Source organism: Acinetobacter seifertii (genome assembly GCF_016064815.1).
Taxonomy (GTDB): domain Bacteria; phylum Pseudomonadota; class Gammaproteobacteria; order Pseudomonadales; family Moraxellaceae; genus Acinetobacter; species Acinetobacter seifertii.
In genome coordinates this window covers 3,474,532-3,487,562 of record NZ_CP065820.1, presented here as the reverse complement: position 1 = coordinate 3,487,562, position 13,031 = coordinate 3,474,532, and the positions used below count along the sequence as shown (strand labels likewise).

The following is a 13,031-nucleotide window of genomic DNA, read 5'->3' as shown; positions in this document are numbered from 1 at the left end:
ATACTTTTTTTATACCACCAGATTAGTCTTTAACAAGGTTTGATTACTTTTGGGTTTTCAGACTTTAGTTCGTCACGACTAAAAAATTATATGAACAATAAAACTTGAGATGCGTTAGGGCCATCTTTGGGGCCTTTGCATGCTTTTTTTGCCTAAAGCAAAAGTTGCAGCCGTTTTCTCTCATTTAGACACAACAACAAATTAATTTATAACGGTACATATATGCCATATTCAGATCTCTCATTTCGCGCGTTGAGTGCGCTGCATAAGTCTCGCTATCTTTTTAGTCAACATGGTTTTCACAATGTTGGTGTCGATCGTCTTGCGAGAGAGGCAGAGGTCCCGAAAGCCTCATTTTATAACTATTTCCACTCTAAACAGCGGCTGGTTGAAATGTGCCTAAACTTTCAAAAAGATGCCTTAAAAGAGCAAGTACACTCAATCATTTACATACAAAAAGATTTAGCCTTACCTGAAAAGCTCAAGAAGATTTTCTTTTTACATACCAATTTAAATGGCAACTATTACTTATTATTTAGAGCTATTTTTGAAATTGAAAAAATCTACCCGACAGCTTATCAAGTGGTGGTGCAGTATAGATATTGGCTCATTAATGAAATCTGTAATTTGCTTTTAACCCTAAAGAAAGAAGCCACCCAACAAGATGCTTATATGTTTTTGTTTGTAATGGATGGGGCGATTATGCAATTACTCGATACAAACAGGGGAGATACACGAGACATGTTACTGGTGTATATTTTAAAGAGTATTTTTATGAGTGATTAATTAATTTAAATAAATAAGCTTACCTAACACTATATTTTTATTAAGGAATATTTAAAGGATTAAAATTATATAAAGTTAAGGCCGTTATGTGGCGAGTACATATCGGCCTAATTTATATTGATTAAGAGAAGAAGCAAGTCTGCTTATATAAATAAACTAAATTATTAAGTTTATTTAAGCAGCTGCACATCTCAGAGTTGTTTCGAGTTCAATTAGTTTGTTTATATAAGACCATGTTTCTTCAGGGTTAATTTCTGGTTTATTAATGGTGGCATCAATAATAAGTCCATCTATAATATTAAGAAAAAGGCTGCTTAGAACTTTTGGATCTTCAATTTCTAAATCTGAAAATATTTCAAAAACTACATTGTAAATCCAGTTTCGGTATTTATTAACTTGAACTTTAACAGATGGATACATTTGTAGTACTTCAATGGTCGCTTTTTTAAATAAGCATCCATTAAAATCTTCAGTATTAATCCAGTCGATATACCAATTAAAAACACTTTTAAGTTTATTTAATGGGTTGTTTACACTGTTAACTTTGTCTAATAAAGACGCCTGAACTTCTAAAATCCGTCGTTGAAGGCATTCTTCAATTAAAATCTCTTTAGAAGAGAAGTACTTATAGAACGTCATTTTTGCAACATTGGATTCAGCAATAATTTTGTCAATACCAATAGAGGTATAACTTTTTTGATTAAAAAGGGTCATTGCTGTTGTTATAATCGTTTCTCTTTTTGACATTGGTTGCCCCGTCATAGATATTTTTTGATTAACTTTGCTATTGTAAAGTATGAAAGCTTAAATAAAACTTATTTTATGATATTTAAAAAATCATATTTATTCAATAGTTTGGTTTATTTTAAAAATTATGAATTTTTATATTTTATTGGCAATAGTTTACTTTTTTAAATAATATTAATTAATCCATTGATTTGTTGAGATAATGAACATAATATCGGATCGTTAAGTATGGGTATACGGAATTTATCCTTTTAGCAAATGAGTGCAAAATGGAAATAGAGGGATGACCCACAGCTTAACTATAAGAAAAACTTTTTATTGAGAATGATTATGTCAAAAAAATTTGAAGACTTTGATAATCCAAGACAAAAAGCATTACAAGGTATGAAAAACAGTATTTCTGCCCAACAGTGGGAAGAAAACTTACAATTTCTCAAACAGTTAAGGAATAGAATTGCACATTTACCAGTAAGTCATCATCCAGCCATTGAAATATTAAATAACGGTTATCTTGATAAACAAACCCTGACACGTATTCATTTAGAATATCGTCATGCCATCGTACAAATTTTTACTGATGCTTTATTACAGGCACAGTTTCTCACGAAGCAGTTGGAACCAAAGCTTCACTCTGGCGCTAAAATGTTTCCTAGGGTGTTATTAAGCTTAAATATATTGGATGAATTCGGTTTTAGACCGGGTTTAGGTAAAGATAATTATTATTTAGGGAACCCTGAATATGCACATTATCCTTTATATGAAGATTTATTAAATGATTATGGTTTGACTGAGGCAGACCGCCGTAATTATAAACCTTCTAAAATTTCAGATCAGGTAAGAACATTCTTAGAAGATTCTTATGATAGCTATATGAAAGTTGTGGCTTTATTGGCCGTAGCAGAAGAAGAAGTCATTCTTTTTAGCCCACCATTAAGACAAGCAACCAAGTTTGTAAATATTGATGTTGAGGGTGGGGGATATTATCACGTACATGGTGTTTCAACAGATGAAACGGCTGAAGCTGCTGATGATGACCATCAAGACGACTTGTGGTTTGCATTAGCACAAGCGATTACTCCAAGTGACTATGAAAGTTTAACCAAACTATGTCTTGATTATTGTGCATTGTGGACTGAATTTTGGGATGCCCAAATTGCCGATGTTCAATTTATTGAAGAAAAGAAATTGGCATAAGTTTCTAAGTTTATTCATAAAAAGCCTGTTTATATTGAACAGGCTTTTTTAATGGTGAATGCTATGAGTTCTTTAGGACTTCACGAAAAATATTCCCGACATGAAAACACGGGTAGACAACTCAACAATCTCTAAACAGTACCTATAAATCTGCTACAATTACGCCAATTTTTATTTTGATCGACTTTAGATCTTTGGCACTGCAATCTCCGCAGTAGGTGTATTTCATGAGTTTTAAAGATGAGTTAGCGGCACAGGTCGCTCAACGACGCACATTTGCTATTATTTCCCACCCCGATGCCGGTAAAACCACCATGACAGAAAAACTGTTGTTATGGGGTAAAGCGATTCAGGTTGCAGGGATGGTAAAAAGCCGTAAATCTGACCGTGCAGCTACATCTGACTGGATGGAAATGGAAAAAGAACGTGGTATTTCGATCACCACGTCTGTTATGCAGTTCCCATATAAAGGTCACACGATTAACTTACTCGATACACCGGGGCACGAAGACTTCTCGGAAGATACTTATCGTACGCTTACCGCGGTTGACTCTGCACTCATGGTAATTGACGGTGCAAAAGGTGTCGAAGAGCGTACCATCAAATTGATGGAAGTGTGTCGTATGCGTGACACACCAATTATTTCTTTCGTCAACAAAATGGACCGCGAAATTCGTGAGCCACTTGAGTTGTTAGACGAAATCGAAAACGTTTTAAACATTCGTTGTGTACCAATTACATGGCCACTTGGTATGGGTCGTGACTTTGCTGGTGTATACAATATTCTTGAAAATAAATTGTATGTGTACAAAGCAGGTTTTGGTTCAACGATTACAGATATTGAAGTGCGTGATGGTTATGACCATGCCGATATTCGTGAAAAAGTAGGTGAGTTAGCTTGGGCTTCATTTGAAGAGTCGCTTGAGCTTGTACAAATGGCAAATGAACCATTAGACCGCGAGCTTTTCTTACAAGGTAAACAAACACCTGTTCTATTTGGTACAGCATTAGGTAACTTTGGTGTTGACCACGTTCTAGATGCATTTATGCACTGGGCACCTGAACCTAAAGCTCACCCAACGCAAGAGCGTGTGGTTGAAGCGAAAGAAGAAGGTTTCTCTGGTTTTGTATTTAAAATCCAAGCCAACATGGACCCTAAACACCGTGACCGTATTGCGTTCATGCGTATTTGTTCAGGTAAATACGAGAAAGGCCTGAAAATGAACCACGTGCGTATTGGTAAAGAAGTCCGCATTAGTGATGCGTTGACTTTCTTGGCTGGTGAGCGTGAGCATTTAGAAGAAGCATGGCCGGGGGATATTATTGGTTTACATAACCACGGTACAATCCAGATTGGTGATACTTTCACTAGTGGCGAAAACTTGCACTTCACTGGTATTCCACACTTCGCGCCAGAAATGTTCCGCCGTGTACGTTTGAAAGACCCATTAAAGTCAAAACAGTTGCAAAAAGGTTTGAAAGAGTTGTCTGAAGAAGGTGCAACTCAGGTGTTTATGCCGCAAATTAGCAATGATTTGATTGTGGGTGCAGTTGGTGTGCTTCAGTTCGACGTTGTTGCTTACCGCTTGAAAGAAGAATATAAAGTTGACTGTGTTTACGAGCCAGTAAGTGTAAATACTGTGCGTTGGATTCATTGTGATGATGACAAGATTCTTAATGAGTTCAAGAAAAAAGCACACGACCAGCTTTCAATTGATGGTGGCGGTCACTTAACGTATCTTGCTCCAAGCCGAGTGAACTTGCAGATTATGCAAGAGCGTTGGCCTGACATTCAGTTCCGTAACACTCGTGAACACTAATCATGTAAACATAACAAACAGCTTCGAATAGAAGCTGTTTTGTTTTGAAAAATAAGAAAGGATGATGAAATGAATTTGAGTAAAAAAGCAATTATTGCGCTTGTAGTTGCAGCCATAGCATTAATTTCTGCTATTTCTGCATTTGTCTGGAAGGGTACTCAGTCCTCATCATCCTCTCAAAAAAATGTAGCTTCTGCTAAAGATCACTCTGCTGAGAAAGCAGAGGTACTACCTTATTTAAATTTGACCGAAACTAAAGCGAATTATGCAGTGCCTTTTTGTGAAAAGAAAAACTGTATTGATGTCGATATTCAAACGATAAAAACTCAAGATACTTGGTTAAATAGCTGGATTGAAAAAAATCAGGCGAAAGTCATTCAGACTCAAATTGATTTGAAAAAAGATTTGAGCTTGCAACAAGCAGTAGATGCTTACGTCAAAAAGTCTGATGAATGGCAAGATAAATATTCTAAAAACCGTGCCTATGAGTTACACATTCATACGCGCATTGCTTCGCAGCGTAATCAGTATGTTTTATTGCAATTAGCTTTGGATAGTAAACAGGAAGAAGTCACGATAAAAGATCGTTATTATTTTTTTGTGGCTGACCGTAAATTGCATAAAAGTTTAACTTTGCTTGATGTACTTCAAAAAGACCAACAAACCACTGTGCATCAAATTGTGCAAACTGCTTATCAAGACTGGCTCAAAAAGCAAAGCGCTGACGTCAAAAAAGACGCCCCAAAAACCTTATATTGGGGACAAGCAGACTGGTTCTTTGATGGTGAAGGTGTAGGTTTGCATTATCAGGCAAATCAGATTACCAAAGATGCTCCTCAGCTCGATATTTATTTAACGACAGAGCAAACTAAAAAAATATTACAACCTGAGGTTTATGAACAAATGTTCTAAGTTGGTAGCAGAATTTGCAACCTACTTATAGATGCGCTAACTTCATATCAGTTATGCATAATCTTCTCAGAATAAAGGCAAAATATGATGTTAACTTCTAAGGCCTCGTTCCGTTTAACGCTACTTGCTTCTGCGTTATTTTTAGTGGCATGTCAGCCTAAAAGTGATCCTAAAGAATCGGAAGATCAGCAAAAACCCGCAGTGGTTGAGCAAAAGCCAGTAGAGCTGACTTTAAAAGGGGAAACAGTTCCTAGTAAGGTGGTTTTGCCAGACTGTAGTGGTAAAACTTGCCCAGACTTTAGAGTAGAGCGCCTGCAAAGTAACTATCCTTTCATTGATAAGATTATTGACCAACAAGTTTTAAAAGCACTTGGTCAGATTCTTGAAATTGCGAAGCCAGATCAAAAAGCAGGAAAAACTGATAAAAATACAGAGGCCTCTGCAGTTGCTGCTGCTAACCAACAAGATAGTTTTGATGTTGAAGTTCAGCGCTATGCAAATTCATTTGTTGGCTTAGACAACGAATTAAAAGCGCTAAGTAATAATCATCAAATTAACCTTTTAGTGAAACCTAAAATTATACAGTCACAAGGTAAAGTGGTAACCGTTGTCGTTAATAGCAGTAGCTATTTAGGTGGTGCACATGGTTCGGCAGCACAGCAATATTATAATTTTGATTTAAAAGAACAAAAGCACATCAAACTTGAAGACTTATTACGCCCGCAGAAAAAAGCGGCTTTAGAAAAGTTAGCACATGAAGTATTTAAAGCTTGGGTGACCGACTCAAAGCTTGCCAATAGTGTGAGTGAATATGAACAAGCATGGCCATTTAAACTTACAGAGAACTTCTTGTTAGGTGATCAGGGCTTGATTCTTCAATATGGTGAGTACGAAATTGGGCCTTACGTAGTTGGGTTGCCTCGTTTAGTCATTCCATATGACCAATTGCAAGATGTGTTGAAAGAAGAATATTTGCCACAGCCTAAAGCCAAACCAGCTTCGGCTCCCGTTGCAAAAAGTGCTAGCTAATGCATTTGTTTGATACCCATACCCATTTTGATGTTGCCGATTTTGATGAAGATCGGCAACAGTTAGCCCTTGAGGCTAAGAAAGTGGGTGTAGATGCTTTGGTATTAATTGGCTTTTTACAGTCACGTTTTGATGAGTTGATACATACCCATCATCAGCTCAAGCAGTGGGACAACGTGCCTACTTCTTATTTAGCGCCGGGATTGCATCCGTTTTATATTGAACAGCACAGGCCAGAGCATCTTTCTCATCTTGAACAAATTTTACAGCAAGAAGACTGCGTGGCAGTGGGGGAAATTGGCTTAGATACTTTCTTGAAAGAACATAAGCAGCCCGATATATATGCTAAGCAAAAGCAGTATTTTGCTGACCAGTTAGAACTGGCAACGCAATACCAAAAACCAGTGCTGCTTCATATTCGAAAGGCGCATGGCGATGTGCTTGCATTATTAAAAGCCCATAAGTTTAAACTCGGTGGAATTGCACATGCCTTTAGTGGTGGTGTAGAAGAGGCAAAAGGGCTAATTAAACTCGGTTTTAAAATTGGTGTAACAGGGCAAGTGACTAACCCAAATGCGAAAAAGCTTCATACCGTTGTGCAAACTATAGGTGCCGAGCATTTGGTAATAGAAACGGACTGCCCAGATATGACACCACTTTGCTGTCAAACCTCTGCTGAGCAGCGTACTCGCAATACTCCTGTAAACTTACCGTTTGTACTCAAAAGTTTGGCCGAAAATTTAAATATGGCTGAGTCAGATTTAGCCGAAAAACTGTGGAAAAACTCTCTATCTGCTTTGAAATTATCGTAATAAAAATCAAAGATTAGAAATATTAACTAAAACAAAACACAGCGATTAGAAAAGAAGCTTAAAGTAAGAAAACAACATGTAAAAACGTGAAAAATAACATTGCCAGACATGGGAGGATAACCCAATGGCTAAGTATAGCAATATCAATAGTTTTAATGCTCTACAGACGCTAACAGTAGGTTCCAGCAATTATCAGATTTTTAGCTTAAGCCAAGCCGAGAAAAAGCTAGGTGACATTGCCAAACTGCCGAAATCATTAAAAGTACTGTTGGAAAACTTATTACGGTTTGAAGATCAGCATAGCGTTAAAACAGAACACATTCATGCTTTAGCAGAGTGGTTAAAAACCCGTAGTTCAGATCAAGAAATTCAGTACCGACCTGCACGGGTTTTAATGCAGGATTTTACGGGTGTTCCGGCTGTGGTTGACTTGGCTGCCATGCGTGCAGCTATGGCACAAGCGGGTGGAGACCCTGAAAAAATTAATCCGTTATCACCTGTAGACTTAGTCATTGACCACTCTGTGATGGTTGACCATTTTGCCGATGATCAGGCTTTTGAAGAAAACGTTCAAATTGAAATGCAACGTAATGGTGAGCGATATCAATTTTTGCGTTGGGGACAATCTGCGTTTAATAACTTTAGTGTCGTGCCTCCGGGTACAGGTATTTGTCATCAGGTCAATTTAGAATATTTAGCTCAAGCAGTATGGCTCGGTGAAGATAACGGCCAAACTTTTGCTTTCCCTGACACCTTGGTCGGTACAGACTCGCATACCACGATGATTAATGGTTTAGGTGTATTGGGTTGGGGCGTTGGTGGTATTGAAGCAGAAGCTGCCATGCTAGGCCAACCTATTTCTATGCTTATTCCTGAGGTGATTGGATTTAAACTCACAGGTAAATTACAAGAAGGGATTACAGCGACCGACTTGGTGCTCACTATTACTCAAATGCTTCGCCAAAAAGGTGTGGTGGGTAAATTTGTAGAATTTTATGGAGACGGTTTAGCCGACTTACCACTTGCTGACCGCGCAACTATTGCCAATATGGCACCTGAATATGGTGCGACTTGTGGTTTCTTCCCAATCGATGAAGTGACTTTGGGGTATTTGAAGCTTACTGGTCGTCAAAGTGACCGTATTGAATTGGTTGAAGCGTACAGCAAAGCTCAAGGCTTATGGCGTAATGCTGGCGATGAACCAGTTTTCACCGATACGTTAAGTTTAGATATGAGTACGGTTCAGGCAAGTCTAGCTGGTCCAAAACGCCCACAAGACCGTGTATTGTTGTCAGAAGTGCCTAAAACATTTAATGCCTTAATGGAGTTAAATCTAAAGCCTGTAAAAGAAGCTAAAGAGCGTTTGGAAAATGAAGGCGGTGGTGGTACGGCTGTAGAAGCGACCAAAGCCAATATTCAGCATGAAAGCCCGTCTTGTGTAATTGATGGAGAAAAGTATCCTTTAAATCATGGCGATGTCGTCATTTCAGCAATTACTTCATGTACCAATACTTCTAATCCTAGTGTCATGCTGGCAGCAGGTTTACTTGCTAAAAAAGCCATTGAAAAAGGCTTGCAGCGTAAACCATGGGTAAAAAGTTCACTTGCACCTGGCTCTAAAGTTGTGACGGACTATTTGTTGGCTGCTGGGCTTACGCCATATTTAGATGAGTTGGGCTATAACTTGGTGGGTTATGGTTGTACAACATGTATTGGTAACTCAGGTCCTCTACCAGAACCTATTGAAGATGCAATTCAGTGCCATGATTTAAACGTAGCGTCTGTACTTTCGGGTAACCGTAACTTTGAAGGGCGTGTACACCCATTAGTTAAAACAAACTGGCTTGCTTCGCCACCTTTGGTAGTCGCTTACGGTTTAGTTGGTAATATTCGTACCGACTTAACGACGCAACCCATCGGGGAAGGTAAAGATGGACAACCTGTTTACTTAAAAGATATCTGGCCAAGCCAAGCAGAAATTGATGAAGTGCTGCAAAAAGTAAATACCGACATGTTCCACAAAGAATATGCTGCAGTATTTGATGGCGATGAAAGCTGGCAATCGATTCAGATTCCAAAAAGTAAAACTTACGAATGGGCTGATGACTCGACTTATATTCGTCACCCGCCATTCTTTGAAGGGATTGGTGAACCGCCAAAACCGATTAAAAATATTGAACAGGCACGTATTTTGGCAGTGCTAGGTGACTCGGTAACGACTGACCATATTTCGCCAGCAGGTAATATCAAAAAAGACAGTCCGGCAGGCCGATATTTACAAGAGCAAGGTGTTGAGCCAAAAGACTTCAACTCTTATGGTTCACGACGTGGTAATCATGAAGTCATGATGCGAGGTACCTTTGCCAACATTCGTATTAAAAACGAAATGCTCGGCGGTGAAGAAGGCGGTAATACTATTCATGTACCAAGTGGTGAGAAGCTTGCCATTTATGATGCAGCAATGCGTTATCAACAAGAGCATACACCGCTTGTGATTATTGCTGGTAAAGAATACGGAACAGGTTCTTCTCGTGACTGGGCTGCCAAAGGAACGAACTTGTTAGGTGTAAAAGCCGTGATTGCCGAAAGTTTTGAGCGTATTCACCGTTCAAACTTGGTGGGTATGGGGGTGTTGCCACTCCAGTTTGTTGATGGACAAACCAGACAGTCCCTCAATTTAACTGGTCATGAGGTTATTTCAATTCGTGGTTTATCGGATGGTATTCAGCCCCATGAAATTCTAGAAGTTGATGTAAAAGGGCCAAATGGAGTAGCCAGCCACTTTAATGTGTTATGCCGAATTGATACGTTAAATGAGGTTGAGTACTTTAAAGCAGGAGGTATTTTGCATTATGTACTGCGGAATTTGATTGCTGGTTAATGTTGTCTTGAGATTAATACCAATCAATATTTTTATTGGTTGGTATTGGAAGAATTATCACGACGGGGTCCTCCCGTAAAAATTCTAATAGCAGTAGCTCATAACCCTACTTTTGTTTCGGCAAAAGTAGGCAAAACCATTGCCATTCACAGAACCTGTTCAATATTAATTAGCATCTTACGTTTTGCAAAAACAGTATCTTGTCGATGCTCGACAGGCTGTGAATGGCTTTGGCACCAATCAGATAGCTGGCTAGTGCCAAGTAGCAATTTGGTTTTGAAAAGCAGTAAAATACTCCCCGTGTTTTATATCCCCTCAAAGAGCAGCAATGACCGATCTCCAACAAGATGAATATGACCGCCGTTTTGCAGGTGTAGCCAAAATTTATGGTGATTCATCGTTCCAGCACTATGAAAAAAGTCATGTGATGGTGATTGGTATTGGTGGGGTCGGCAGTTGGGCGGTAGAAGCTTTAGCACGTACAGGTATTGGCGAGATCACGCTGGTAGATATGGACGTGGTTGCAGCATCAAATGTAAACCGTCAGCTACCTGCAATGACATCAACTCTGGGTTGTGAAAAAGTTGAAATTATGGCGGAGCGTTGTCGTCAAATTAACCCACGTATTAAAGTTAATATTATTGATGACTTCTTAACACCTGAAAATGTCACAGAGCTTTTAAACCCTGTACCAGACATTGTTTTGGACTGCATCGATGACGTTAAAGCAAAACTGGCTTTAATGCTTCATTGCCGTTTTAACAAAATACCTTTGATTGTGTCGGGCGGAGCGGGTGGTAAGCTTGATCCACTTAAAATTCGTGTGGCTGATTTATCAAAAACAGAACAAGACCCAATGTTAGCGAAGCTACGTAGTCAACTTCGTGCTCGCGGCATCTGTAAAAAGCCAAAAGAGAAATTTGGTATTACCTGTGTTTATTCAACTGATAATCCATTTTCTAGTGCAGACGTCTGCCCATCAGCTGGCCTCCGCTGTGGTGGTTATGGTTCCGCAGTAGTGGTGACTTCAAGTTTTGCCATGATTGCTGTGGCTGAAGTTTTTAAAAAGCTCGATTTAAAGAAAGCCTAATTTAAATATTGAAAAGGCATGCGCTTATATGAGTGCATGCCTTTTATTTTTGAGAAAAACTATTTAATCATATAACTCTATAGTGTCGTGTTTGGGCTGTGCTGGAAGCTGCTGATCGTAAAATTTAAAACACCATAAAAGTAGAACAACGACAGTAAAGATGGTGAAACCTTTAAAATACTTCATGAATAATTCAATCAAGTGAGTGGTCTTGATAAAATTCTAGCGAAGGCAATCTATCTAATCTAATATAGAAAATAGACCTAATAATCTAATTTTGAGATGGTAATGTTCACATTAAAACAATTCCAATATTTTATAAAAATTGTAGAAGAAGGGAGTTTTACTGCTGCATCAGAAAAGCTCTTTATTGCTCAGTCTGCTTTAAGTCGACAAATGAAGCTATTAGAAGAAGAAATTGATTTTCAGTTATTTGATCGCACTGATAAGAAAGTAAAGCTTACAACGGCAGGAGAGGTTTTCTATAAAAAAATAAAAAATAATATGCACTATTTAAATGAAATCATTGGAGTTTCTAAGAACATTGCTGAAGGAAAAAATCGCCAGATTAAAATTGCTCACTCGAGCAGTATTATTATGGATGAGAGAAAGATTCATATATTAAAAGAAATTAGCTTAGCCAAACATATAAATTTTGAGATAAATACTTTGTCGTCTGAGCATCAAATTCTAGCTTTAATGAATGGTGAAATTGATATTGGTTTTATTCGGCCGCCCGTCCGGCACACCTTAGAAGACATGAATGTTCTTAAATTATATGAAGAGCCTTTAATGGTAGCTGTCCATATTGATCATTCTAAGTTTACTAAAGAAGAAAAGGTTTATTTAAAAGACTTAAAAAATGAGCATTTTGTAGCTACACCTTATGCGGAAAGAGGGGGCTTAAGTTATTTGGTGGCAAATCTGTGTCTAGCTGCAGGATTTACTCCACAAAAAGCCCCAATTCAGTCTCGTAAGATTTCGCAGCTACAATTGGTTTCTGCAAATTTGGGAATTAGTATTGTTCCCCAAGAGTTTGAGAAAATATTGCCCCATCAGGTCAAGCTATTACCTTTGGCAGATTATTTGTCACTTTCAGAAGTTCAGTTGGTCTATAGAAAAGATCATGATGAAATGATTCAACGCTGTGCCGAGCAAATTCATCAAATGTTTTATCTTAAAAATGAATTAGCCTAATCTGTAGTAAGTATAAGTAACGCTATCATCTTTATAGACGTCATAACTGCTTTGTTTAAAGTCAGAAACCCATTCACTACCTGTGTAACCAGCAATATGCCCATAAACGTGATTACGGGTTCTATGAATGATGTAAATGTCGCCTTCTTGTGGCTCATCAAAAGCTGGATCAATTTCTTTATAGCCGATCTTTTTCAGGGTATCACCCCAATCAGATGCTGCAATTGGATGGTTTTCAACATCGGCACCAGCAGATTCAAGTGCAAGACGAATGCTACGTGCACAACGAGCTTTACTGCGTCTAGAGGTAACACTTTCTAATTTTGCTACGAATTTTTCTACATCTATGGCTGGTGGGGTGTTGCTTTCAGTGCGGTGATTATTGGGTTTCATGGTGAAGGGATAAGGAAGGCTTGGTGTGCTGTGTGATACAACAATCGCTGCCTGATTTGAATCCTGATACATATAGTTATCAGCTACTTGTCCGTCATAAATAATCATCGTGAAATCTCTACCCGTACTACCTATATCCGTATTTAGAAAATCACCACCTACCTGTGGCG

General features: G+C 38.4%; 12 protein-coding genes. 9 read left to right on the top strand and 3 right to left on the bottom strand.

Translation table 11 applies throughout. The features are described from left to right. Positions 1-222 precede the first annotated feature (222 nt). Positions 223-786 (top strand): TetR/AcrR family transcriptional regulator, encoded by a 564-nt coding sequence (locus tag I8T81_RS16095; RefSeq protein ID WP_198071644.1) that lies wholly within the window; start codon positions 223-225, stop codon positions 784-786. Between the two features lie 174 nt (positions 787-960). On the opposite strand, the gene I8T81_RS16090 is transcribed toward I8T81_RS16095, so the two are convergent. Then, entirely contained in the window at positions 961-1,533 is a 573-nt protein-coding gene (locus I8T81_RS16090) for a TetR/AcrR family transcriptional regulator (RefSeq protein WP_025469055.1), read from the bottom strand. Positions 1,534-1,863: 330 nt separating this feature from the next. On the opposite strand from I8T81_RS16090, the gene I8T81_RS16085 reads away from it, so the two are divergent. The 7 genes from I8T81_RS16085 (at position 1,864) to I8T81_RS16055 (ending at position 11,271) form a co-directional block, all read left to right on the top strand. Then, complete coding sequence (locus tag I8T81_RS16085; protein ID WP_004698707.1) at positions 1,864-2,727, top strand: heme oxygenase-like domain-containing protein; 864 nt, start codon at positions 1,864-1,866, stop codon at positions 2,725-2,727. A gap of 227 nt (positions 2,728-2,954) precedes the next feature. Next, a complete protein-coding gene (locus I8T81_RS16080; RefSeq protein ID WP_004698705.1) occupies positions 2,955-4,547 on the top strand; it encodes a peptide chain release factor 3 in 1,593 nt (530 codons plus the stop codon). 69 nt (positions 4,548-4,616) lie between these two features. After that, the gene (locus tag I8T81_RS16075; protein ID WP_191012583.1) at positions 4,617-5,459 is read left to right on the top strand and encodes a hypothetical protein; all 843 of its coding nucleotides are present in this window, start codon (positions 4,617-4,619) and stop codon (positions 5,457-5,459) included. A gap of 87 nt (positions 5,460-5,546) precedes the next feature. Beyond that, positions 5,547-6,488, top strand: coding sequence for an RsiV family protein (locus I8T81_RS16070; RefSeq protein WP_039254885.1), 942 nt, complete (start codon positions 5,547-5,549; stop codon positions 6,486-6,488). Further along, positions 6,488-7,300 (top strand): TatD family hydrolase, encoded by an 813-nt coding sequence (locus I8T81_RS16065; protein ID WP_198071643.1) that lies wholly within the window; start codon positions 6,488-6,490, stop codon positions 7,298-7,300. The genes I8T81_RS16070 and I8T81_RS16065 overlap by 1 nt, the downstream gene beginning before the upstream one ends. A 124-nt stretch (positions 7,301-7,424) precedes the next feature. Then, on the top strand, positions 7,425-10,181 hold the full coding sequence (gene acnA / locus I8T81_RS16060) for an aconitate hydratase AcnA (RefSeq protein ID WP_198071642.1): 2,757 nt from the start codon (positions 7,425-7,427) through the stop codon (positions 10,179-10,181). Between the two features lie 328 nt (positions 10,182-10,509). Then, positions 10,510-11,271, top strand: a complete 762-nt coding sequence (locus I8T81_RS16055) for a tRNA threonylcarbamoyladenosine dehydratase (protein WP_198071641.1) — start codon at positions 10,510-10,512, stop codon at positions 11,269-11,271. A gap of 77 nt (positions 11,272-11,348) precedes the next feature. Here the strand turns inward: I8T81_RS16055 and I8T81_RS19080 are convergent, their stop codons facing one another. After that, the gene (locus I8T81_RS19080; RefSeq protein WP_223848716.1) at positions 11,349-11,420 is read right to left on the bottom strand and encodes a hypothetical protein; all 72 of its coding nucleotides are present in this window, start codon (positions 11,418-11,420) and stop codon (positions 11,349-11,351) included. A gap of 133 nt (positions 11,421-11,553) precedes the next feature. Between I8T81_RS19080 and I8T81_RS16045 the strand changes: the two genes are divergently transcribed. Next, positions 11,554-12,468 (top strand): LysR family transcriptional regulator, encoded by a 915-nt coding sequence (locus I8T81_RS16045; protein ID WP_198071640.1) that lies wholly within the window; start codon positions 11,554-11,556, stop codon positions 12,466-12,468. Here the strand turns inward: I8T81_RS16045 and I8T81_RS16040 are convergent. Beyond that, a complete protein-coding gene (locus tag I8T81_RS16040) occupies positions 12,460-12,969 on the bottom strand; it encodes a hypothetical protein (protein WP_004698691.1) in 510 nt (169 codons plus the stop codon). The two genes, I8T81_RS16045 and I8T81_RS16040, sit on opposite strands and share 9 nt — an antisense overlap. Positions 12,970-13,031: the final 62 nt, after the last annotated feature.

Excerpts from the sequence above, each read along its gene's own strand:
- I8T81_RS16080 (WP_004698705.1), top strand. The coding sequence starts at position 2,955 with ATGAGTTTTAAAGATGAGTTAGCGGCACAGGTCGCTCAACGACGCACA.
- I8T81_RS16075 (WP_191012583.1), top strand. The coding sequence starts at position 4,617 with ATGAATTTGAGTAAAAAAGCAATTATTGCGCTTGTAGTTGCAGCCATA.
- I8T81_RS16055 (WP_198071641.1), top strand. The coding sequence starts at position 10,510 with ATGACCGATCTCCAACAAGATGAATATGACCGCCGTTTTGCAGGTGTA.
- I8T81_RS16070 (WP_039254885.1), top strand. The coding sequence starts at position 5,547 with ATGTTAACTTCTAAGGCCTCGTTCCGTTTAACGCTACTTGCTTCTGCG.
- I8T81_RS16085 (WP_004698707.1), top strand. The coding sequence starts at position 1,864 with ATGTCAAAAAAATTTGAAGACTTTGATAATCCAAGACAAAAAGCATTA.
- I8T81_RS16090 (WP_025469055.1), bottom strand. The coding sequence starts at position 1,533 with ATGTCAAAAAGAGAAACGATTATAACAACAGCAATGACCCTTTTTAAT.
- I8T81_RS16040 (WP_004698691.1), bottom strand. The coding sequence starts at position 12,969 with ATGATTATTTATGACGGACAAGTAGCTGATAACTATATGTATCAGGAT.
- I8T81_RS16095 (WP_198071644.1), top strand. The coding sequence starts at position 223 with ATGCCATATTCAGATCTCTCATTTCGCGCGTTGAGTGCGCTGCATAAG.
- I8T81_RS16045 (WP_198071640.1), top strand. The coding sequence starts at position 11,554 with ATGGTAATGTTCACATTAAAACAATTCCAATATTTTATAAAAATTGTA.
- I8T81_RS16065 (WP_198071643.1), top strand. The coding sequence starts at position 6,488 with ATGCATTTGTTTGATACCCATACCCATTTTGATGTTGCCGATTTTGAT.
- acnA (WP_198071642.1), top strand. The coding sequence starts at position 7,425 with ATGGCTAAGTATAGCAATATCAATAGTTTTAATGCTCTACAGACGCTA.